The following is a 22,563-nucleotide window of genomic DNA, read 5'->3' on the forward strand; positions in this document are numbered from 1 at the left end:
AATATCCTTTTTCTTCTGTGTTCTAATATAATAAAAGGTTCATTGCAAGGAGTCCGTATTATGATTTATTTAGATAATAGTGCAACAACAAAGCCTGATCCAGGTGTACTAACTAGTTTTGAACAAATCTCAAGCCATTATTTTGCAAATCCATCCTCCATTCATCCTTTTGGTGGGGAAGCGGAGAAGCTATTGAATATGGCAAAGAAACAAGCAGCAGAGCTGTTGAAAGTGAAACAAGAAGAAGTTGTTTTCACTTCTGGGGGGACAGAAGGTAATAATATGGCGATTAAAGGTATTGCTTTACAGCACCAGCAACGCGGTAAGCATATTATTACAACGGAAATAGAACATCCTTCCGTATTTGAAGCATGTAAAAGCTTAGAATCGCTTGGTTTTGATATTACCTATTTACCAGTTGATCAATCAGGCGTTGTTTCTGCACTTGATGTGAAAGCAGCAATTAGGAAAGATACCATTCTAATTAGCGTAATGCATGTGAATAATGAGTTAGGGAGTATACAACCGATAAAGGAGATTGCTGACCTTGTTGCGACATACCCGAAAATATTTTTTCATGTAGACGATGTACAGGGATTAGGTAAAGTGCCACTTCCTTTGTCTCATTCGGGCATTAATTTATGTACGATGTCAGGGCATAAGATCAATGGACTTAAAGGCACGGGGATCTTATATGTAGACAATCGAACAACACTTTTCCCTTTATTTCACGGTGGTGAACAAGAACGAAACCTACGATCTGGTACTGAAAATGTGGCTGGTACTGTATCGATGGTAAAAGCTCTTCGTCTCATTAAAGAAAAAGAGGCTACAAGGCTTGCCAATCTATACAGTGTCCGAGACTTTCTTCTTAATTCTTTGACGGAAATACCTGAGGTAGTTATAAACACTCCAGATAATGCTGCCCCACATATTGTCAATTTCTCTGTACCGGGTACAAAACCTGAAGTAATGATTCATATACTGGCAGAGAAGGACATCTATATTTCAACCAAATCTGCTTGCTCTTCTAAACAGTCGGATGAGAGCAAAATTTTGGTGGCATGTGGTTTTCCTCGAGATCGAGCCATATCTGCATTAAGAGTGAGCTTATCGTATGAGACTACGAAAGAAGAAATTCAACAATTTATAGAAGTGCTGAAACAGGCAATACATCAATTTAAAAAAGTTATGGAGTAGATAATAATGGAATATGATCACATACTAATTCGCTACGGTGAAATGGCGTTAAAAGGGAAGAACATTAAGAAATTTATTATAAGACTGCAGGAAAACGTTCAGCAAAAGCTAAGAGCCTTTCCTAATGTAAAGGTAAAACGGACCCAGGGAAGAATGTTTATCATTTTAAATGGCTCAGATCCTGCCCCAATTATCGAAAAGTGTAAAGACATATTTGGTATTCAAAGTTTAAGCCTTGCTATAAAAGTAGAAAATGAACCAGAAGCAGTGAAAGAGGCAGCTCTTTATGCTTTGAAAAACAGTGAAGAGGTTAAAAAGTTCAAAGTGACGGTGAAACGAATTAATAAAGATTTCCCTATCCGTTCCCAAGAATTTAACCAAATCCTTGGGGGACACCTTTTAAGCAATACAGAAGGATACACGGTTGATGTCCATCATCCAGATTTAGAAATAAAAGTAGAAATCAGAAATGAAGCAACGTATATTACATCAAGTGTTGTAAAAGGTCTAGGAGGCTTACCTGTAGGGACTTCCGGGAAATCCCTTCTTCTATTGTCAGGAGGGATTGACAGTCCTGTTGCAGGGTATTTGGCAATGAAACGAGGCGTTCAATTAGAAGCTATTCATTTTCATTCTCCACCGTTTACAAGTGATCGAGCAAAACAGAAGGTACTGGATTTAGCAAAACAACTTACCAGGTTTGGTGGTTCCATTAAGGTGCATATTGTTCCTTTCACAAAGCTACAACAGGAAGTATTTAAGTCAATACCTGATGGCTACGCGATGACGATTATGCGTCGTATGATGATGCGAATCAGTGAGAGGGTTTGTGAGCAAGAATCCATCTTGTCCATGACAACAGGAGAGAATCTTGGGCAGGTGGCAAGTCAAACCATGGAAAGTATGAACACAATCAATGAAGTGACCAATTATCCCGTGATTCGTCCTCTCGTTACGATGGATAAATCTGATATTATTAACATCTCTCAGCAAATTGGGACATATGAGACTTCCATATTGCCGTATGAGGACTGCTGTACAATTTTTGTACCTAAAGCACCAAAAACAAAGCCAAAAAGAGAGAAAGCCAATTATTATGAATCCACAAAAGATTATACTGCCCTCATAGAGGAAGCAGTTTCTGGCATTGAAAAAGTAAAGGTTACTGCAGAAACAACAATCGAGCCAACGTTTGAAGATTTGTTTTAAATACAACTGATTTTTCTTCTAAGATATACCAGTTTAATCCGTGCATGTTTTTCCCTTAGATAACACATTCTATAGTTACCAAGGGAGGTGAACTAACATGGCAAGTAACAATTCTTCAAATCAATTATTAGTTCCTGGTGTTCAACAAGCATTGGACCAAATGAAGACAGAAATTGCTAGCGAGTTTGGTGTACAACTTGGTGCTGATACAACTTCTCGTGCCAACGGTTCTGTTGGAGGAGAAATTACGAAACGTCTTGTACAAATGGCTGAACAGCAATTTGGCGGACAGAAATAACAATTACAATTTTATAATTTATGGTTAGGACTGTCCGGAAACGGGCAGTCCTTAATTTTTTCCAGATTTAAGTAGAGAATAAATTTGAAAATTAAATATAAAAAGCTATATTACTTGCTAAACTGAAATATTCTTTTTAAAGTAGGACTTAATATATCTAGAGAGGAAGAGCACCTATGGGGGTACTTTGGTTTGGTGGAAACATTTACACGATGGAGAAGGAAGGAACTGCAATTGAAGCTGTCTACACAGAAGGAGGTATAATAAAGGCTGTTGGAACTTATGAGAAACTATACCATACTTATGCAGCGTCAATTGAACAAGTGGAAAACCTTCAAGGTAAGACAATGCTTCCTGGACTTGTAGATAGTCATTTACACATAATAGGCCATGGAGAAAAGCTGCTCCGGTTAGATTTATCTCAAATGAAATCAGCAACAGAAGTAGTGGAGGCGCTGAGCAATCGGACTGCCAATCTAAGTGAAGGTGAGTGGCTGATTGGGGAAGGATGGAATGAAAATCAGTGGCAAGACGCTTCCATCATACATAAAGAAGTGCTTGATAAAATTAGTCCCTATAATCCGATGATGCTATCACGTGTTTGTCGACACGCCATATTAGCAAACACCAAGGCAATGGAGCTAGCAGGCGTAATGGAGGAAAGTCCTGATCCTCAAGGTGGCATTATCGTACGAGACGATGCAGGAGAGACGACAGGGTATTTTTTAGATACAGCACAGGAACTCATTAAAAATGCCATGCCAAGTGTGTCACAAGACTATCTTGAGCAAGTTATTAATATTGCTACGGATGATCTCATGTCAAAAGGTTTAGTTGGTGGGCATAGTGAGGATTTAAACTATTATGGCGGTTTTCATAAAACATTTGGCGCATTCAAGAATGCCATTGATGGAAAGGCGAGAAAGTTTAAAGCACATTTACTTGTCCATCATGAGGTGATGTCAGACATGGTTGATGAAGGACTAGGCTATCTTGAAGGTACCGAATATGTAGAATTGGGTGCAGTTAAGATCTTTTCTGATGGCGCCCTTGGTGGCAGAACAGCATGGCTGACAGAGGAATACGCTGATGAAAAAGGGAATTACGGTGTGGCTATTCACAATGAAGAAACGCTTGAACAAATAGTGAAAGAAGCACGGCGACATGATTTACCAATTGCAGTTCATGCAATAGGAGATCAAGCTGTTGATGCAATAACTGGAATCATAAAAAAGCACCCATTGTCTAATGGGGCAAGAGACAGAATTATTCACGGACAAATACTAAATGAACATTCTTTACAAATGTTGAAAGAACTTCCCGTAGTAGTCGACATTCAACCTTCCTTTGTTTCATCTGATTTTCCATGGGTGCTCGATAGAATAGGGGATAAACGGTTGAGCTTGTCTTATGCATGGAAAACATTACTTGATGAAGGGGTAAAATGTGCGGGTGGATCAGACGCACCCATTGAGGAAGTTTCTCCATTATTAGGAATAGAGGCAGCTGTAACGAGAAAGTCACAGATTGATAATCAGGTATACCGTCCAGAAGAACGTTTGAGCGTGTTTGAAGCAGTAACATTATACACTTCAGGCAGTGCCTATGTAATTAACCAAGAGGAAACCAGAGGTAAAATCGCACCTGGATTTAGTGCAGATTTCACGGTACTAGAAGAAGATATTTTCCAAGTACAACCGGAAACCATTCATGAAATTAATGTAGCAATGACAGTTATAGATGGAAATATCGTATATAAAAACGCCCCCACTCCATTATAGGAGGGGGGGTTTGTTTTGCTAAGACCTAACTGCAAGCTTCGATCGGAAACCTACAAAAACGTTCGTTTAACGCGATCCCAGTATGAATTGTCTTTAAGCTTCACTGTTTTAATTGCTTTGTCACTAAGTGTTACATTTAGCTCATGAATATTTCGAATAGAATAGGCTTCATTATCCAAGCCGATAATCGGATAATCATTTCCGTCCTGAATGATCTCTAATGATAATTTTCTATCACTGTTAAGTACAAAAGAGGAACCGAGTGTTCTGTATCGATTATTATTAATGGAAGCGAGCTCCGACACTTGGAAGCAAGGAATTTTAGGATCAATAACCGCGCCATTCGTTGACTTGTTATAGCCTGTACTTCCAGTTGGGGTTGCTACAATTAAACCGTCACCCCGGAACGTTTCAAAATACATATCGTCAATTTTAACGTCAATTACAATTGATTTAATTAGAGTAGAACGAACACTTAATTCGTTTAGACATTCAAAGGATGTTTCACCATTAACCTCCACGTTGATTACAGGGAAGCGGCGAACCTCCATCTCTGCATGCCTCATTGTATCTAGCATGTCATCAAAGTTGTCCATATTAAAATCGCAATACAAACCAGACTCATTAGAGCGTGTAATTCCCGTGTATAGGCAATCCTCGCGAAAACCTGTTTTTCTGACTGCTTGCAAGAACATGCCATCTCCGCCAATACTGACGATTATATTTGCATTCTGTGGGTCCTCTACAATGTTAAAACCGTTTTCTTTTGCAAGGTCAAATAAAGTTTCTAATTTATTCTGTAATTCCTCATCCTTCTTATAATAAAAAAAGATATTTCTACGTTGCTCCATTTCTTTCCATACCTCCAATGCTAATTAGATACAACTATATCATATCATTTTGAAAGCGATTTAACCAAAAAGAGGAATATTGTAAGAGTAGAAAATGGCAATGTGTAGCAAAATAGTAATAGCTAACCAAATGAGCGAAATGGGGTTTCCTATGATCTGGTTCACGATTCTCCTTATTCTGTTATTAATTTTTTTGCTACTCATCACTCGTGTCTACGTTACTGCTAACCTTATATATACAACAGATAATCATTGGTTAGACCTTCGTATCCATGTGCTTCGTATTTGTGTCTTCCGCAGAAAAATACCTTTAGAAGCCGATGCTTCCCAGAAGGGCTCTCACAATATATCCTTTTCCAACGTGAGAAATGTATTGAAGCGGGAATTCAATATTGTGAAGGGGCTTGGAAAGTCAATGATTAACGTGCTAAAGCGTGTTCGTTTTCATAAACTTGTCTGGCATACAGAAGGAGGTACTGGTGATGCTGGAAGCACAGGACTTGTGGCAGGTGGGGTATGGTCAATCAAAGGTGTCATCATCTGTTACTTGGTACAGCATAGTCAGATGAAATGCAAACCTGTCATTCAAGTGGTTCCTCATTTTCAGCAACCATGTTTTTATACAAGAGTAGAATGCATTGCATCCTTAAGAATTGGGCAAGCTATTTACGCTCTCGTCCATATGTTAAAAAATACTGTAATTAAGGGAGAATCGTTTCAACCTAAAACTGAGGTATAGGAGGTAAATAATTATGGAAGAACATCCAATTCAAGGATTAATGACGACAGCAATGGAAAATTTAAAGGACATGATTGAAGTAAACACCATTATCGGAGATCCAGTTGAATCACCTGATGGAAGTGTTATTATCCCAGTTTCAAAACTAGGATTTGGTTTTGCGGCGGGAGGTAGCGAATTTAATGCCGGTAAATCACAAGGTGATAGTGAAGTAGAGTTGCCTTTTGGCGGAGGAAGCGGGGGTGGTGTTTCCATTACCCCTGTGGCGTTCCTTATTGTCAGTGAAAGAGGAATTAAGATGGTTCACCTTGATCAGCATACCCATATTTATGAAAAGATGCTTGATTTTGCTCCACAAGTTGTTGAGAAAGTGCAACAAATTATTAAAGAGTCCACACAAGGAAAAAAAACAAAAGAACAGCAATCTAGAAAATCCAAAGACTCCCCGTCTCAGTACGATATTTAAATGATGGGGCTTTCAATTTACAGAGTATGATGAATGTAATGGGTTTCAATAATTTATTGCTGAAATAAGGCAGAAATTGTTGGACAAGGCCCAAATTTATATTCATAATACTAAGGGAATACAATTATTTAGGAGGAATGCTTCATATGGCAAATGTTACATTCCATCAAGACCCTGTCACATTAGTTGGGAAAGAAGTAAAGGTTGGAGACAAGGCTCCGGATTTTAATGTTTTGAGCAATGATCTCAACTCTGTATCCCTTGGTGATTATGACGGGAAAGTAAAACTAATCAGTGTCGTTCCCTCGATTGATACAGGGGTATGTGCTGAACAGACAAAACGGTTTAACGATGAAGCGGATAAGATAGGTAATGTCAAAGTGTTAACAGTAAGTATGGATCTCCCTTTTGCACAGAAGAGATGGGTCAACAAGCACGAAATTAACAGTCTTGATACACTATCGGATCACCGGGATGCAAATTTTGGTCAAAACTACGGTGTGTTGATAGAGGAATTACGATTGTTGGCGAGATCGATTTTTGTTGTTGATTCGAACAACAACATCACATATGTTGAATATGTCAGTGAAGTAAGTAACCACCCTGACTATGATGCTGCATTAGATGCTGCCAAGAAAGCAGAATAATCGACTCCAATCTCTCTCGCTATTTAGTTGAGAGAGATTTTTACTGTGAAAACACTTTCAGCAAATTTCATAACATGTTTAGCTACCATTGCTTTGTACATAGCCATTTGTTTTGGTACAATAGAAACGCTTTAGGAACGAATGGAGGATTGTAATGGGGAAATCAAATGTAGAGCTATTATATGAATGGCTAGATCAAACAACGAACCTTATTCAACAACAACGTCATGAACCGTATTTGGATAGCCTGGCAACAACTATGGAAATTTTGTTTATGCAGGAAATACCAGAGAATCAAGATGACATAACTTCACATAAATTGCAGCAATCTATAACAGAACTTGAACTAGCGGATTTTTCAAAAGAGGATGTTCGAAAAGCGACACAGTTGGCAATGCTAAAAGGGATGAAGGATTCAACTCAACAGCAACATTTGATGACACCTGAAACCGTAGCTTTGCTTGTTGCGTATTTCGCAGAAAAGGTTATGCTTGCAAACGAAAAGGTGCGGATATTTGATCCAGCAGGTGGCACTGCTAACTTGCTATCCACAGTGCTTGATCGATTACAACAGCCGGTTGAAGCATTTGCTTCAGAAGTGGATCCTACGTTGATACAGCTTGCTGTTATGAATGCTAATTTACAAGAGAAACAAATCGAATTTTTCCATCAGGACAGCATTCGACCGTTTTTACTAGACCCAGTTGATTTGGTAGTGGCAGATTTACCAGTAGGCTATTACCCTGATGATGTTCAAGCAGCACAGTTTGAGCTTAAAGCTGAAGAAGGACATTCATATGCCCATCATTTATTTATTGAACAAGGGATGAATTATACCAAACCAGGCGGCTATATGATTTATGTCGTACCTGATTTTCTGTTTGATAGTGATCAATCGGACAAACTCCACCGTTACATCCAGGAGTATGCACATATTGTTGGGGTCGTTCGTTTACCTGAAAGTGTTTTTAAATCTGAAAAGAATGTAAAAAGCATTCTCATTCTGCAGAAAAAATCGCAGGATTCTCGTCCGCCAAAACAGCCTTTGCTTGTGCAAATGCCATCATTGAAAAACAACAACGCAATGGCAGATATTTTAGGACAAATGAATAATTGGTTCCAAACGTATAATAAGGAGTGAGCAACAATGAGTAATGTATTGGCAATTAATGCTGGTAGTTCATCTTTGAAATTCCAATTAATAAAAATGCCAGATGAGGAAGTAATGGCAAAAGGATTAGTAGAACGTATTGGTCTTCCGGAGGCGGTTTTCACCATTGAAGTTAATGATAAAGAGGATAAATTTGTTGGAGACATCCCGAATCATGAAGAGGCTGTAAAGAAATTATTAGCTTCACTAACGGATACAGGCGTTATTAAGTCCCTTGATGAATTAGATGCAATTGGCCACAGAGTGGTTCATGGCGGAGAAAAATTTAGTGATTCTGTCAAGTTGACAGACGAAGTAATTCAAAGTATTGAAGAGGTTTCAGAGCTTGCGCCACTTCATAACCCTGCCAATTTAACTGGAATTAATGCATTCAAAGAAATCTTGCCGAATGTGCCAATGGTAGCAGTGTTTGATACAGCATTCCATCAAACGATGCCAGAATCATCTTACCTATACAGTCTTCCATATGATTATTATGAAGATTATGGGATCCGAAAATATGGTTTCCATGGTACATCCCACAAGTACGTTTCACAACGCGCTTCTGAGCTAATGGGCGTTCCACTTGAGCAATTAAGACTAATCTCATGTCACTTGGGTAATGGTGCTAGTATTGCTGCTATACAAGGTGGAGAATCTATTGATACGTCTATGGGCTTCACCCCATTAGCTGGTGTGACGATGGGAACACGTTCTGGAAACATTGACCCGGCACTTATTCCATATATTATGGAGAAAACTGGTAAGACAGCGGAAGAAGTAATGGACGTTTTAAACAAAGAAAGTGGAATGCTTGCACTTTCTGGATTCTCTAGTGACTTGCGTGATATTGAGCAACAATCAGGAGAAAACAAGCGTGCAGAACTAGCACTTGAAGTTTTCGCTGGTCGTATTCATAAATATCTCGGTTCCTATGCTGCAAAAATGTCTGGTGTAGACGCAATTATCTTTACAGCAGGTGTCGGGGAGAATAGTGCAACAATCCGTGAAAAAGTGTTACATGGTCTGGAATTCATGGGTGTATATTGGGACCCTGCACTAAACCAGATTCGTGGAAAGGATCAGTTCATTAACTATCCGCATTCTCCAGTTAAGGTTATTGTTATTTCGACTAATGAAGAAGTTATGATCGCTCGCGACACGTTGCGATTAGCTTAGATTTTTATAAAGGTTTTGCCATTATGAAGTGGCAAAACCTTTTTTTATCGGTTGATTTGTTCCATTTGTTAATTTTAAGTAGACATGCTGTTTTTATCTTACAACTAACACGTCACACGAGGCATATCGCGTAATACTTTCGGAAACACTTCCAATTAAAAATCGTTCAACAGCACTCATTCCAGTAGCCCCACATATAATGAGATCTGCTTCGAAATCCTGTGCAATATCTTTTGCTATTTTGACCTTTGGGGAACCATATGCTACAGAGCGGACCAGGTCCATAACTCCAGCAGTTTTTGCATTTTCAACATACGTATCAAGTAATTCTTTAGCATAGCTGTCAGCTCTTTCGGAGAGCGTACGATCATATGCCTCTGCGGAAGCAAACGTACGGGAATCCACTACATGTGCAAGAATCAAACGAGCATGATTGCGTTTTGCAATATCTAGTGACTTTTTAAAAGCTTTTTCAGACGCCTGAGAGCCATCTACAGCTACCACAATATTTTTATATTCCATGCTACATCTCCCCCTTTACTTTAAGTATATACCCATATAATTTGAATCACAATTGAAATCTTTTATCTTATATAAATTTTCAGTACTTTTCAAATGGCGAGAAGAACTCAATTGGTTTTACTGGAAAGAAGTACGTAAGATAACATGTCACGATTATGGACAACCTATAATTGGAGGTGATAATCTTGAGTAAACAAAAGAAAGATAATTCTCCAGAAAATATTTTTGAAGATGAGAAAGGCGTTGCAGCTGTGCAAAACCAATTAAATGAGAGCTATCAAAGTGGTGTTGTTGAACAGCTGCACAACAATAAAAACATTCATACTTTTAATAACCGCAGAAGATAATATGAAGAAATAAATCCTTCTTTTTAAAGAAGGATTTATTTCTTCTTCCCCTTTGCGTAAGAATTTGGTAATGTAGCTTTAGGTACATAATGTAGTATAATGTTAGTGTGTTGTAAGTGCTTTCATAAAAATGATTATAATTACACAGAAATTGGAGGGCGAGAGCGATGAAAATAGGGATTCCAAGAGAAATTAAAAACAATGAAAACAGAGTTGCTATGGCACCTTCCGGGGTGCATACGTTATCTGATGCAGGACACGAGGTATATGTGGAAACAGAAGCCGGATTGGGATCTGGCTTTACGGATGAACAATATATAGAAGCCGGTGCTATTATTCTGGAATCAGCGCGGGAGGTTTGGGCGCAGGAAATGGTCATGAAAGTTAAGGAACCACAGCCTGAGGAGTATGGATATTTCTATGAAGGTCTTATCCTTTTCACTTATTTACATCTTGCAGCAGAGCCTGAGTTAACGAAGGCATTAATTGAGAAAAAAGTGGTAGGAATAGCTTATGAAACTGTACAACTGGACAATCGTTCCTTGCCATTGCTTACACCGATGAGTGAGGTAGCAGGAAGAATGGCCTCACAAATTGGCGCTCAATTTTTGGAGAAGCCGAAGGGTGGAAAAGGAATTTTATTAGCTGGTATTCCAGGCGTTAAAAGAGGGAAGGTAACGATTATTGGAGGCGGAGTCGTAGGAACAAATGCAGCAAAAATAGCTGTTGGTTTAGGTGCTGATGTCACAATCATTGATTTAAGCCCGGAACGTTTACGTCAACTTGACGATATCTTTGGCTCTAAAATTAATACGATGATATCCAATCCGCTTAATATTGGACAAGCTATTTCAGAATCGGATCTAGTTATTGGTGCAGTACTGATCCCAGGTGCCAAAGCTCCGAAGCTTGTAACAGATGAAATGGTGCAACAAATGCCCGAAGGTTCCGTGATTGTAGATGTTGCCATTGATCAGGGCGGCATTTTTGAAACGAGTGACAGAATTACAACACATGACAATCCTACTTATTCAAAACATGGTGTTCTCCATTATTCGGTGGCAAATATGCCTGGCGCTGTACCGAGAACTTCTACTATCGGTTTAACGAATGTAACGGTTCCGTATGCACTTCAACTTGCTAATAAGGGGTATATAAAAGCCTGTTTAGACAATGAAGCTTTGTGTAAAGGGGTAAATACGTTAGATGGCTACGTGACGTATGAAGCTGTCGCAGCATCACACGGACTTGAGTTTGATGATGCACATGTATTGTTAAAAAGATAAAAGTAAAGCCTGCAGAGTATCCTGCAGGCTTTTGCTTATCTCTTGTCTATTCAATAATTTGTAGATCCTTTGGATATGCGGTTAGGATCTCTGCACCTTTATCTGTCATGTATACCATGTCTTCAATTCGGACGCCACCTTGTCCTGGCACATAGATACCTGGTTCAATGGTATAGCACATTCCAGTTTTCAGTGGTAGTGTGTTATTGCTGTGCATGGACGGATATTCATGTGTTTCAATACCTAAGCCATGCCCTAGACGGTGGGTAAAATAGTCACCATAGCCCGCGGTTTCAATATGCCCTCTCGCAATTTGGTCGAGCTTTCCAACAGAGGTTCCGACTTTAGAAGCCTCAATTGCTTTTTGTTCAGCCTGCAATACCGTATTGTAGATGTTTTCTTGCTCTTCGGTAATTGATTTGTAGGCCACTGTTCTGGTAATGTCTGAGCAATATCCTTCAAAAATAACACCAAGATCAAATAAAACAATATCGCCTTTTTCAATCTTTTTCATACTTGGTGTTCCATGAGGTGAAGCAGTTTTTGTTCCAGATAGAGCCATCGTATTAAAGGACATTTCCTGAATGCCTTGTTTCTTCAGCTGATATTCAATTTTTGCAATCAGTTCCAGCTCACTTACGCCCTCCTGAATTGCTTCTACTCCTGTTTTGACACCGAAATCAGCTAGTGCTGCTGCCTGCTTTAATAAAGTGTATTCTTTTTTATCTTTTACCACTCTTAAGTTGGCCAATATTTCCTTACCATCGCGAATAGCTGTATCCGATAAATACTGTTTTATTGCTTCGTAACGTTCTAATGTAATTTGATCATGTTCCAATCCAATGGAGGCTGGGACTTGGTTGGAGTTTTTGAGCCTTTTGGAGAAAAGTTCCCATGGGTTTTCGTGATCACGGTAGCTAATAATTTCAAATTGCCAGCCTGCTTGTTTTGCATCCTCTACTTCCATTGATGGTACAATAAGAATGGGATCCATGCTGTGAGATACATACACTGCAATTAAACGCTCATGTGGCTCCGTATAGTAATTGCTTAAATAATAAAAATTTGCTTTTGATGTAATGAACATACTATCAAGATCTTGTTCCTTCATGCTTTTTAATAATGAATCTATTCTACTTGTCATATAGGCACTCCTTCATATGTAGTGTTATACTAAAGTATAACAGAGAATCCCAAATGTAAAAAAATATTACTTTTTGAAACCAAATTCTATTTAGAACGTAATACCTAATAGCAACAAAAGATATAATGATGTGAGGTGAGTTAATGGGGCTATTTTCCAGGATCTTTTCCAAAAAAAAGAATGATACAGCAGCTCCTCAAGAAAGAACAGTGCTTTCCATCAAAGTTGGCGATATTATCACCTATGACCTTAGGGACTATGAGGTTGTTGGAAAGATAACATATAGAGATGGGAGCTATGAGTGGTATAGTTATCAATTGCTGGAAGGAAATGATACCATTTGGTTAGCGGCTGAAATGGATGATGAACTGGAGTTAGGAATATATCGAAAGGTACAACTTCCGATTCAAAAGCCGTATCCAAAAGAAATAACGTATGAAAACAGCACATACTACCTGGAAGAGACAGGTTCAGCTAGGGTGACGGGTGAAGGAAGAAGCACCTCTTTAAATGGTTCAGAAACCCACTATGCTGAATACATGGATGAGTCAGAGCAAAGCTACCTCAGTTTTGAATCATGGGGTACGGAAATAGAAGCCAGCTACGGTTATGCCATTGAAGCTTATGAAATTAAAATATTAGCAGGATCTAAATAGGAGGAGAATATATATGTTTAAATTTTTTGGTCGAATGAAAACAGTTGTAAGTTCAGAGTTAAATGCCATGCTTGATAAAGCAGAAGACCCGGTGAAAATGCTTGATCAATTTATGAGAGATATGGCGGAAGATATTAGGGAAGTAGAAGCAGCTGTTGCCAAGCAGATTGCCAATGAAAAAATGTTGAAAAGAAAAGCCAATGATGCTCAGGCAATGGTTGAAAAAAGACAAAAACAAGCAGAACAAGCGATAGAGGCAGGTAATGATGACCTAGCTAGACGCGCACTGGAAGATAAAAAAGATCATGAAGCTACAGCAACTACTTTGAACGAATCTTGGAAGCGTGCTGAACAAGATGCTACTTCACTTCGCTCAAAGCTTGATGAAATGAAAAAAGAATATCAAGAAATGAAACTGAAAAAGGATTCATTAAAAGCACGTGCTGAATCTGCAAAAACGAGAACCAAAATGAATCGTACGATGTCTTCTATCGGTAATGATGATTCCAAGCGTGGATTTGAGCGTATGGAAGAGAAAGTGATGCAATTTGAAGCAGAAGCTGAAACAAGTGAAGACATGTCACAAGCTAGTCGTACACTTGATGATGAGTTTGAAGATTTGGGCAAAAACGAAGTGGATGATGAACTAGCAGAGTTAAAGAAGAAAATGGGAAAATAAATTAGTTGTTAATAGGAGCAGTACTGCTGCTCCTATTAATAATATAAAACTTTAGTAGAGAGAGGGGGATTTTATTGTACAAAAAATGGCTGTTACTTGGAATGGTAATCATTATGCTAGGCGTACTTTCAGCATGTGGTCCTGGTGGTATGGAACAAGATGCCAATGTTAGTGCGAGTGATATGCCGGATGAACCGAGCAAATCTGAACTAGCTGCCGCTATAGAATCAGACAACAGTAATGAAATTGATGATTTAGTAGAGGAACATTTCCCTCTGCTTGATGTAGTGAATGGTGATACATATGATGCTGAAATATTTGCCACACAGCGTTTTACTAAAGAAGAGCTCGTATCATTGTTTTCTTCCGCTATAGAGCCGGAGAATGTAAGTGAAGAAAAAGATAATCAGCAAATCATGGTTTATCCAAATGACTTTGTTACACTGAAGCATAGTGAAAGCGATGATAACGTAATTTTAATTGAAGTGGCCAGTGAAGAGTTTGTTCGAAATAATTACTCACCTAGTTTTCTGCAGACGTATTTTACCTATCGACTGCTCGACAGTTTCTTAGGGAATGGCTGGAGCAATCGTAGAGCACGTTCTTGCCAATCAGGGGATTGCTATGGTGGTTATAAAAGTGGAAGTTACGGAGCGCCAAGTCGTGGAAGTGGAACATTCCGTGGAGGCGGTCCAGGTACCGGAAAATAAAAGGAGGGTTTTTAGATGCAACCATTTATTGATACACTAATTTATTTTGCAATATCGGTCGTAATCGTATTAATTGGACTTATTATATTTGAAAACATGACAAGAAAATATAAAGACATGGAAGAAGTTAAGAATGGTAACCAGGCTGTTGCATTATCCATTGCCGGAAAAATAATCGGGATTTGTATTGTCTTAGCTTTTGCAATTTATCATAGCATTCAGATTCAAGAAACCATTATTTGGGGACTGTTTGGTGTTGTTCTCCAAATGATTGCATATGGCATTTTTGATCTGTTTACTAGAAAATTTTCTGTAGAGGAACAATTACGGGAGAACAACCTTGCAGTTGGTATCCTTTCCATGGCTGTATCTATTGGTTTAGCATTAGTCATCGGTGCTTCCATAACCTAAATAATATGGCGATTGTTTAAAACGGATTAAAATGGCTTCCGACGTTATCTGACGCGGAAGCCACATTTATTTTCATGGAAGTAAGAAGATGGAGTGATTAAAAGTGAAAGATGCAGCTATGAAGAAAAGTACCATTATCTACTGGGCTTCAGGAATTGTATCCATTTGCGGTATTATATTTGAAGTCCTATTCGGCGCACTGGGGTCTTATATATTAGGCGATGGTGTAAAACAATACACGTTAACCATTTCTCTTTTTCTTACTGGTATGGGAATTGGGGCAAGTCTAAGTGAAAAAGTAATGAAAAACCTGATTATTTCTTTTATTTGGGTTGAATTTGGAGTAGCGATAATTGGTGGCTTCTCAAGCTTTACTATGTTTGGAATTACTGCAATCGCACCTGAGGGGACAGATGCCTTCTATCTCTACTTTATCACCGCATTAGTCGGTGCATTGACAGGTTTTGAATTGCCTATATTAATTAGGAAAGCAAATGAGATAGGAGTATCGCTTAATCGAAGTACAGCTAGAGTCTTATTTTCTGATTATGCCGGTGGTCTAGTTGGAGGTTTGCTATTTGTGTTCCTATTACGCCCTCAATTCGGTATGGTAAAATCAGCCTTTTTAGTTGGTTGTATTAACGTAACCGTTGCTTTGATTGTGTTATGGCTTTTTCGAAAAGAAATTCGCCATTTTATGGTGCATGCTGTCTGTGGTGTCGTTATCGCATTGTCGCTTATTCTCGGACTGTTTTTTGGAGAAGAACTCGCCTTTAGCTTTGAACAGAAGTTATATAAGGATCCAATATTACATATGGAAGAAAGCAGCTATCAAAAAATCATCCTTACTCAGGATCAGAAAGACGTGCGCCTTTATTTGGACGGTTCGTTGCAGCTTAGTTCCACAGATGAATATCGTTATCATGAAACACTTGTGCATCCAGCAATGTCCTTTATAGATGAGCCTAAAAACGTGTTAATTTTAGGTGGTGGGGACGGGGTTGCTGCAAAAGAGGTATTGAAATATGATGCCTTAGAATCGCTCACTTTAGTGGATCTTGACCCTGCTGTTGTCGAATTAGCGAATACAAATAAGCAGCTATTGAAATTAAATGAGGGATCTTTAAAAGACCAAAAAGTGACTGTGAAGAACATGGATGCTTTTAAGTATCTTGAAAATAGTGATGAATGGTTTGATGTTATACTCGTTGACCTTCCAGACCCCAATAACGAAAGTTTAAACAAGCTTTATACCAAAGAGTTCTATTCGTTGGCAAGAAACCACCTAACAGCAGAAGGGGCAATGATGGTACAGGCTACAAGCCCTGTTTTTGCTAGAGAGGTTTATTGGACGATTTCTGAAACGATCGCTTCTACAGGTCTTAATACAGAGAATCTACATGTGGATGTGCCCAGCTTCGGTAATTGGGGATTTGTCATGGCGAGCAGAGAGGAAATTGATATTGAAAACCTGACAATTGAGCACGAAACCAGGTTCCTAGAGGAAGATATGTTAGGTAGCTTAACCGAATTCGGTAAAGATGAAGACCAAGAGATTATTGGGAAGGATGGGGAGGAAACGGTGTTAAAACCAAATACTCTAATCGATCCTCATCTAATTCAAATTTATGAACGTGCATGGGAAAATTACTAAACGGGTAAAGGAATAGAGAACTTCTTATAGAAGAATAGTAGGGAGACAATCTTTAAAAAAGGAGCGAGATAGCATGAAAGTATCTTATCATGGACATTCCGTAGTAAAAGTAGAGACCGCCACACAGACGATCCTTTTTGATCCATTTATCTCAGGTAATGAGGCATGTGATTTAAATGCAGACACAATTAAAGCAGATGTCATTCTGCTCACACATGGACACAATGATCATGTGGGAGACACATTTGAAATTGCCAAGCGAAGCAATGCTTTAGTCGTGGCACCTAATGAGCTTGCAGAGTACTTAGGCAATAAAGGATTGAGGACACACCCCATGCATATAGGTGGGAAGCACACTTTTGAATTTGGCCAAGTAAAATTCACACAGGCATTCCACGGTTCTGCCTACACGCAAGAGGATGGATCAACCGTCTACACTGGTATGCCAGCAGGTATCTTATTAACAATTGATGGTAAGACCATTTATCATGTTGGGGATACAGGATTATTCTCAGACTTAAAATTAATTGGTGAAATGAACGACATAGATGTCGCATTTGTACCAATTGGTGATAACTTTACCATGGGACCAGAAGACGCATTGGTTGCAGCAAAATGGATAAACGCTAAGACAACAGTGCCAGTGCATTACAATACCTTCCCAGTGATCGAGCAAAATCCAGCCACATTTGCTGAGAAAGTGAGTGTAGGAGAAGGGAAAGTAATGAAAATTGGGGATGTTTTGGAGATTTAACTAGGTGCTATAAGAAAAGCCAGGGAGCAGGTGCTCTCTGGCTATTTTAGTTGATAGATATTATACCCTCCAGGAGAGAAGCATTGCTTAGCGGGGTCCAGAACTTTTAAATTAGAGTATAATGGTTTTTTAAACTCTGCCTCACCCTTAATACACATTGTACCTGCTCCCCATTCTGGGGTTATTGGACCATCAAATGTAGCATTACCTTCTACTATAATTATCGAGTTTTCTTGGAAGTGAAGCGATTTGTGGAATCGTGCGTCTCCTTTAATTTCCAATGTAGCATTCCCCATCATGTTAACATTGTTAAAAAAATCCCCATCTTTTCCTACCTTAAGGCTATTATTTTCTTGTAAGTTAAGATCCTTTTGAGACGAAAATGACCCATTAACATCCAAAGAGGCATTTCCCATAAGTTTTAAGCCGTTCTTAAAATTGGCATCTTTTCCGATTTGGGTAGTAGTGGACTCTTGTAATACCATATTTTCTTCAGCTATTAAATGACCGTCTATAGAAAGGTTACTTGCCCTCTTTATAGTTGCTGGACCACTGAGCTTAGCACTTTTCTTTACAATTAAATTGGCATTTTGTTCGAGGTTTAGCGATTGGTCGGTGAACAAATTATGTTCAACTGTAAATTTTATTTTCTGAAAGATAGATATGTTGTTAATAAACCAAGCACTACCGTCATGGACGGTAGGATTTAAACAAGAATTCCATTCACCTATTTGGTAACGGCTGAATTTAGTATTACCATAATAGTCACAATCTCCCTCTTCTCCAGGTGAATAATCTTCTTCGTCATTTTCTACATCATCAATATCATCGCTGTCTTTTAGTTGAATAGCTAGATTATAAGGCTCCGATTTGTTCCAAGTCGTTTCAGTTGTATATGTTTCATCGGTCTTACTTTTGACAGTTAGTTTAACCTGCATTGGCTTTGAATTATTAGCGTTTGTAAAACAACCATTTTCCTCTATTAATTCTTGATCACCATTTGTTAAGTTAATAGAAACTACTTCTAGGTCACCGTGTCTTCCGTCATAACAAATACTACGACCTTCCGTAAACTGATTTCTCATCTCATTAAGTAAAACATTGGTATTTTGTTTTAACGATATATTAGCACTTGCCTCTTTTTCACTGCCTAATAGTTGCGTTAAGACACCAGCAGATAATGTGATGACAATTGCTAATAAACCAAGTGCAGCAAGGAGTTCAACAAGTGTAATCCCTTTTTCATTATGAAGTTGTCGAAAATTCATATTTTCACATCCAATTAAGTGCTATAATAGGATAAAAGTCACACATGAGGCGTGAATATTGATATGTACAATAGAAATTTTAATAATAATAGTGGTTTTACCCTTATAGAAATTATAGCATCAATCGCCCTGATTGCACTAGTTATAACTTTACTCTTGCCAATATTACCACAAATTTCGCAGTGGACTAATAATACGGAGAATGAACTTACTTCTAGTAATTTAGTAGGTCAAGTGGCCTATGATGTTAAAAATGATAGAGTAGAAGATTGGTATCCTACCCCTGTCAAAGAGTGTAAAGGGGAGGAAAAGGGAGTTTCATATAAGACCTACACATTAAATAATATAAATTACCAGAGTACTATAGGTCTTTGTAAAGAGGCATCTGTTAATCTGTATCGCGCAGAAATAAAGGTTTATGGGGAAAACAATAACCTTATTAGTGAGTCTTATACATATATAAAAAGTGAGGAAAAACCATGAACTTGAAAGGTGAAAGAGGCGCGGCGCTAGTCCTAACTCTTTTAATGATTACATTACTGCTCTTATTCGTAACGTTGTTGTCTGGACAAGTTATTCAAACAACAAAACAAGTTACGACAACAGAAAAACGTATTGATGCAGAGTTAGTTTCGCAAATGGGGATAGATTATGTGCAATCTGTTTTAGAAACGTATGAATATAATGAGGTCCAAGATGTAATGGATTATTTGTCAACAAAATTGGATGAGTACTTGCAAATTTCAAAAACGGGAAATCCGATCCTTATATTGGATGAAGCCAGGCAGTTCGAAATTGAACTACCAGACCCTCTTCCTAAGGTTATTGAAGGAGAAGATTTAGAAGTTACCTATATAAGTATTGGTAGATCAATGGGTCAGACTATAGAAACTAACGATACTATTACGATAACCTTTGAAAGGGATGAATAATTTGATCACACGTAAACGTCTTGGAGACCTGCTACGTGACGCGGGACTGGTTACAGAACAACAAATAAACGAAGCGCTTGAAAATAAAAAAAGCAACCAAAAACTTGGTGATGCCCTCCTCGAGCATAGCTTTATAACAGAAAAGCAATTGATTGAAGTGCTGGAATTCCAGCTAGGCATTCCACATGTGTCGCTATATCGATATCCAATCGATGAAAATGTCCTGCAATTTGTAACAAGGGAGTCTGCTCAGCAAAATTTGATTATGCCATTGCAGATTAGTGGTACGGAACTAATGGTTGCGATGAAGGATCCAATGGATTATTTTGTTATTGATGATTTGGAAATGGAAACAGGTTTTAGCATTTCTCCTGTTATCGCTGCCAAGGATGATATCTTATTTGCGATCAATAAATACTACTACAAAAACGAACCGGAAATGATCGATAACAATAAAAATGGGGAAGCGGAAGCTCCGATTATTCAGTTGTTTGACCAGTTGCTTACTACTGCTGTTCAGTTAAAGGCGAGTGATATACATATCGATCCACAGGAAGCAGCCGTTCAAGTCCGTTATCGAATTGATGGGAAGCTACAAACAGAGAAGATTGTTGCCAAGCAGATGCAAAATGCCTTGATTGCCCGGATAAAAATTTTGGCAGACTTAAATATTACGCAGACGAGGTTGCCGCAGGACGGAAGAATTAGAACGACGGTTGGTCTAACACCAGTTGACCTACGAATCTCTTGTCTACCAACAGTGTACGGAGAAAAGGTTGTTATTCGAATACTGGATTTAAATCAAGCATTAAAGAAAGTTAATGAGTTAGACTTCTCGCAAAGCAACCTCAAAAAATATGAAGATTTAATAAGCCGTCCTTCAGGTCTTGTGCTCTTAACAGGCCCTACAGGTTCTGGAAAAACTTCGACATTGTATGCTGCACTTCATCAATTGAATTCAGAAGCGGTTAATATCGTGACAGTAGAAGACCCTGTGGAGTATCAATTAGAAGGAATTAATCAGGTACAAGTGAACAGTTCTGTTGGATTATCTTTCTCAAATGGCTTGCGTTCGATTTTACGACAGGACCCGAATGTAATCATGGTAGGGGAAATTCGTGACCAAGAAACAGCAGAAATCGCAATCCGCGCTTCCCTAACAGGTCACCTTGTTTTTAGTACCCTTCACACCAACAGTGCAGTTGATGCGATTCCGCGTTTAATAGATATGGGAATTGAACCATATTTAGTTGTGTCTTCTTTATCAGGTGTCGTAGCCCAAAGGCTTGTTCGCAAGCTTTGTAGAGATTGTTTAATAGAGCGGCCTGCAACAGATATGGAAAAGGAGATCTTTGAAAACAATGGAATGAGCGTAGAACACGTCTATGATAGTGAAGGTTGTTCCGTTTGTCATCAACGCGGTTATCGTGGAAGAATTGCAGTTCAAGAGGTGCTTGTAATCGATGATGCAATTCGCGGAATGCTATTGAATAATAGCTCTATGGCTGACATAAGAGCCTATATGAAAACGCAGGGAACAGCATTCCTGATGCAGGATGGATTTGAAAAAATTAAAGCTGGAAAGACGTCAATGGAAGAGATTATGCAAGTTTCCATCCGATTGTAAGGGGGAGAGAGAATGCGTAACAAAATTGAAGGATGGCTTACAGAAGCATATAACAACAATGCATCAGATGTGCATTTAACAATTGGGAAAGCCCCCGTTTTCCGAATAAATGGCAAGCTAGTTGAACAGGACAAGCCCCGGTTAAAACCAACAGAAACGACGCAAATTGTACAATCTATTATACCGGAAACTTTATGGGAAACGTTAGAGACGACGAGAGAGTTAGATTTTTCTTATGGCATTCAAGGAGTTTCCCGATTCCGGATAAATGCCTTTTATCAGCGCGGGGAGTTATCGTTAGCAATTCGAATTATTCCGAACCGTATTCCATCAATTGAGGAACTGAACCTTCCTTTAGTAACAAAGGAAATTGTTCAGGAACCACAAGGTCTTGTTCTTGTTACGGGGCCGACAGGGAGTGGTAAAAGCACGACACTTGCTTCCATGATTCATTACATTAATCAGACAATGCAAAAACATATCATTACATTGGAAGATCCGATTGAATATATGCATACTCATAATCAATCAATTATTGATCAACGTGAGGTTGGATTTGATACAAAGAGTTTTGTAAATGGCTTAAGGGCTAGCTTAAGGCAGGATCCGGATATCATTTTACTTGGAGAGATGCGTGACCTTGAAACGATCTCTACAGCTATAACAGCAGCGGAGACAGGTCATCTCGTTCTTGGAACGCTACATACAACAGATGCCGTTTCTACAATAGAGCGGATTATTGATGTGTTTCCACCAGCTCAGCAAACGCAAATACGTATTCAGCTGTCAACGATTTTAAAAGCGGTAATTTCTCAGCGTCTATTGGTCACAAAGGACCATACAGGAAGAAGGGCAGCAACAGAGGTGCTTCGAAATACTTCCGCTGTAAAGAACCTTATTCGAAATGAGAAATTGCATCAAATCCAAAATGTATTACAAACTTCAAAAGATCATGGAATGCATACATTAGATATGGAATTGAAGCGACTTCTGCAAGAAGACCAGATTTCCATGGAAGCAGCAGCACCGTTTATGCAAGGAAGGAGCTCCTAG

At 38.7% G+C, this 22,563-nt stretch carries 25 protein-coding genes; 21 read left to right on the plus strand and 4 right to left on the minus strand.

The annotated features are described in order from the left end of the window. The first annotated feature begins 60 nt into the window (after positions 1-60). The 4 genes from ACTWPF_RS07730 to ACTWPF_RS07745 all read left to right on the plus strand — a co-directional run bounded on the left by ACTWPF_RS07730 (position 61) and on the right by ACTWPF_RS07745 (position 4,488). Positions 61-1,200 carry a cysteine desulfurase family protein gene (locus tag ACTWPF_RS07730; RefSeq protein ID WP_443148891.1) on the plus strand — a complete coding sequence of 380 codons (1,140 nt, stop codon included), beginning with the start codon at positions 61-63 and terminating at the stop codon, positions 1,198-1,200. Positions 1,201-1,206: 6 nt separating this feature from the next. Next, positions 1,207-2,409, plus strand: coding sequence for a tRNA uracil 4-sulfurtransferase ThiI (thiI, locus tag ACTWPF_RS07735; RefSeq protein WP_443148892.1), 1,203 nt, complete (start codon positions 1,207-1,209; stop codon positions 2,407-2,409). 97 nt (positions 2,410-2,506) lie between these two features. After that, positions 2,507-2,707 (plus strand): alpha/beta-type small acid-soluble spore protein, encoded by a 201-nt coding sequence (locus tag ACTWPF_RS07740; RefSeq protein WP_036572074.1) that lies wholly within the window; start codon positions 2,507-2,509, stop codon positions 2,705-2,707. Positions 2,708-2,883: 176 nt separating this feature from the next. Then, positions 2,884-4,488 carry an amidohydrolase gene (locus tag ACTWPF_RS07745; protein WP_443148893.1) on the plus strand — a complete coding sequence of 535 codons (1,605 nt, stop codon included), beginning with the start codon at positions 2,884-2,886 and terminating at the stop codon, positions 4,486-4,488. Between the two features lie 50 nt (positions 4,489-4,538). Here ACTWPF_RS07745 and ACTWPF_RS07750 read toward each other — a convergent pair whose 3' ends face one another. Then, positions 4,539-5,339 carry an NAD kinase gene (locus tag ACTWPF_RS07750; protein ID WP_238020558.1) on the minus strand — a complete coding sequence of 267 codons (801 nt, stop codon included), beginning with the start codon at positions 5,337-5,339 and terminating at the stop codon, positions 4,539-4,541. Between the two features lie 151 nt (positions 5,340-5,490). On the opposite strand from ACTWPF_RS07750, the gene ACTWPF_RS07755 reads away from it, so the two are divergent. The 5 genes from ACTWPF_RS07755 (at position 5,491) to ACTWPF_RS07775 (ending at position 9,520) form a co-directional block, all read left to right on the plus strand. Then, on the plus strand, positions 5,491-6,078 hold the full coding sequence (locus ACTWPF_RS07755; protein ID WP_443148894.1) for a DUF2953 domain-containing protein: 588 nt from the start codon (positions 5,491-5,493) through the stop codon (positions 6,076-6,078). A gap of 13 nt (positions 6,079-6,091) precedes the next feature. Then, complete coding sequence (gene ytfJ, locus ACTWPF_RS07760; protein WP_443148895.1) at positions 6,092-6,544, plus strand: GerW family sporulation protein; 453 nt, start codon at positions 6,092-6,094, stop codon at positions 6,542-6,544. 146 nt (positions 6,545-6,690) lie between these two features. Continuing rightward, entirely contained in the window at positions 6,691-7,191 is a 501-nt protein-coding gene (gene tpx / locus ACTWPF_RS07765; protein ID WP_106897167.1) for a thiol peroxidase, read from the plus strand. A 154-nt stretch (positions 7,192-7,345) separates the two neighbouring features. Further along, entirely contained in the window at positions 7,346-8,332 is a 987-nt protein-coding gene (locus tag ACTWPF_RS07770; RefSeq protein ID WP_443148896.1) for a class I SAM-dependent methyltransferase, read from the plus strand. 6 nt (positions 8,333-8,338) lie between these two features. Further along, positions 8,339-9,520, plus strand: a complete 1,182-nt coding sequence (locus tag ACTWPF_RS07775) for an acetate kinase (RefSeq protein ID WP_106897165.1) — start codon at positions 8,339-8,341, stop codon at positions 9,518-9,520. Between the two features lie 93 nt (positions 9,521-9,613). Here the strand turns inward: ACTWPF_RS07775 and ACTWPF_RS07780 are convergent, their stop codons facing one another. Then, entirely contained in the window at positions 9,614-10,042 is a 429-nt protein-coding gene (locus ACTWPF_RS07780) for a universal stress protein (RefSeq protein ID WP_106897164.1), read from the minus strand. A 185-nt stretch (positions 10,043-10,227) separates the two neighbouring features. On the opposite strand from ACTWPF_RS07780, the gene ACTWPF_RS07785 reads away from it, so the two are divergent. Both ACTWPF_RS07785 and ald read left to right on the plus strand, forming a co-directional pair. Next, a complete protein-coding gene (locus ACTWPF_RS07785; protein ID WP_182858829.1) occupies positions 10,228-10,389 on the plus strand; it encodes a hypothetical protein in 162 nt (53 codons plus the stop codon). A gap of 167 nt (positions 10,390-10,556) precedes the next feature. Next, on the plus strand, positions 10,557-11,675 hold the full coding sequence (gene ald, locus ACTWPF_RS07790; RefSeq protein WP_238020555.1) for an alanine dehydrogenase: 1,119 nt from the start codon (positions 10,557-10,559) through the stop codon (positions 11,673-11,675). A 46-nt stretch (positions 11,676-11,721) separates the two neighbouring features. Here the strand turns inward: ald and ACTWPF_RS07795 are convergent, their stop codons facing one another. Continuing rightward, the gene (locus ACTWPF_RS07795; RefSeq protein ID WP_443148897.1) at positions 11,722-12,819 is read right to left on the minus strand and encodes a M24 family metallopeptidase; all 1,098 of its coding nucleotides are present in this window, start codon (positions 12,817-12,819) and stop codon (positions 11,722-11,724) included. 143 nt (positions 12,820-12,962) lie between these two features. On the opposite strand from ACTWPF_RS07795, the gene ACTWPF_RS07800 reads away from it, so the two are divergent. The 6 genes from ACTWPF_RS07800 to ACTWPF_RS07825 all read left to right on the plus strand — a co-directional run bounded on the left by ACTWPF_RS07800 (position 12,963) and on the right by ACTWPF_RS07825 (position 17,683). Then, the gene (locus ACTWPF_RS07800) at positions 12,963-13,475 is read left to right on the plus strand and encodes a DUF4178 domain-containing protein (RefSeq protein WP_443148898.1); all 513 of its coding nucleotides are present in this window, start codon (positions 12,963-12,965) and stop codon (positions 13,473-13,475) included. Positions 13,476-13,488: 13 nt separating this feature from the next. Continuing rightward, a complete protein-coding gene (locus ACTWPF_RS07805; protein ID WP_379549379.1) occupies positions 13,489-14,154 on the plus strand; it encodes a PspA/IM30 family protein in 666 nt (221 codons plus the stop codon). A gap of 74 nt (positions 14,155-14,228) precedes the next feature. Beyond that, a complete protein-coding gene (locus ACTWPF_RS07810; protein WP_443148899.1) occupies positions 14,229-14,864 on the plus strand; it encodes a DUF4247 domain-containing protein in 636 nt (211 codons plus the stop codon). Positions 14,865-14,879: 15 nt separating this feature from the next. After that, positions 14,880-15,275 (plus strand): DUF350 domain-containing protein, encoded by a 396-nt coding sequence (locus tag ACTWPF_RS07815; RefSeq protein WP_106897158.1) that lies wholly within the window; start codon positions 14,880-14,882, stop codon positions 15,273-15,275. A 118-nt stretch (positions 15,276-15,393) separates the two neighbouring features. Then, positions 15,394-16,929: a polyamine aminopropyltransferase gene (locus tag ACTWPF_RS07820; protein WP_443149246.1), complete on the plus strand. Its 1,536-nt coding sequence runs from the start codon at positions 15,394-15,396 to the stop codon at positions 16,927-16,929. A gap of 73 nt (positions 16,930-17,002) precedes the next feature. Continuing rightward, positions 17,003-17,683, plus strand: coding sequence for a metal-dependent hydrolase (locus ACTWPF_RS07825; RefSeq protein ID WP_106897157.1), 681 nt, complete (start codon positions 17,003-17,005; stop codon positions 17,681-17,683). 41 nt (positions 17,684-17,724) lie between these two features. Here ACTWPF_RS07825 and ACTWPF_RS07830 read toward each other — a convergent pair whose 3' ends face one another. Then, the gene (locus ACTWPF_RS07830; protein ID WP_443148900.1) at positions 17,725-18,951 is read right to left on the minus strand and encodes a prepilin-type N-terminal cleavage/methylation domain-containing protein; all 1,227 of its coding nucleotides are present in this window, start codon (positions 18,949-18,951) and stop codon (positions 17,725-17,727) included. Between the two features lie 51 nt (positions 18,952-19,002). Here ACTWPF_RS07830 and ACTWPF_RS07835 point away from each other — a divergent pair, with 51 nt between their 5' ends. The 4 genes from ACTWPF_RS07835 to ACTWPF_RS07850 are packed head-to-tail and all read left to right on the plus strand — an operon-like array spanning position 19,003 to position 22,563. Continuing rightward, complete coding sequence (locus tag ACTWPF_RS07835) at positions 19,003-19,434, plus strand: type II secretion system protein (RefSeq protein ID WP_443148901.1); 432 nt, start codon at positions 19,003-19,005, stop codon at positions 19,432-19,434. Continuing rightward, positions 19,431-19,883 (plus strand): hypothetical protein, encoded by a 453-nt coding sequence (locus tag ACTWPF_RS07840; protein ID WP_106897154.1) that lies wholly within the window; start codon positions 19,431-19,433, stop codon positions 19,881-19,883. The genes ACTWPF_RS07835 and ACTWPF_RS07840 overlap by 4 nt, the downstream gene beginning before the upstream one ends. After that, positions 19,876-21,510: a GspE/PulE family protein gene (locus tag ACTWPF_RS07845; protein WP_106897153.1), complete on the plus strand. Its 1,635-nt coding sequence runs from the start codon at positions 19,876-19,878 to the stop codon at positions 21,508-21,510. Before ACTWPF_RS07840 ends, ACTWPF_RS07845 begins: the two co-directional genes overlap by 8 nt. Positions 21,511-21,522: 12 nt before the next feature. After that, on the plus strand, positions 21,523-22,563 hold the full coding sequence (locus tag ACTWPF_RS07850) for a type IV pilus twitching motility protein PilT (protein ID WP_106897152.1): 1,041 nt from the start codon (positions 21,523-21,525) through the stop codon (positions 22,561-22,563).

It is taken from the genome of Oceanobacillus sp. M65, from assembly GCF_052246275.1.
GTDB classification, from domain to species: Bacteria; Bacillota; Bacilli; order Bacillales; family Amphibacillaceae; genus Oceanobacillus_B; species Oceanobacillus_B jordanicus.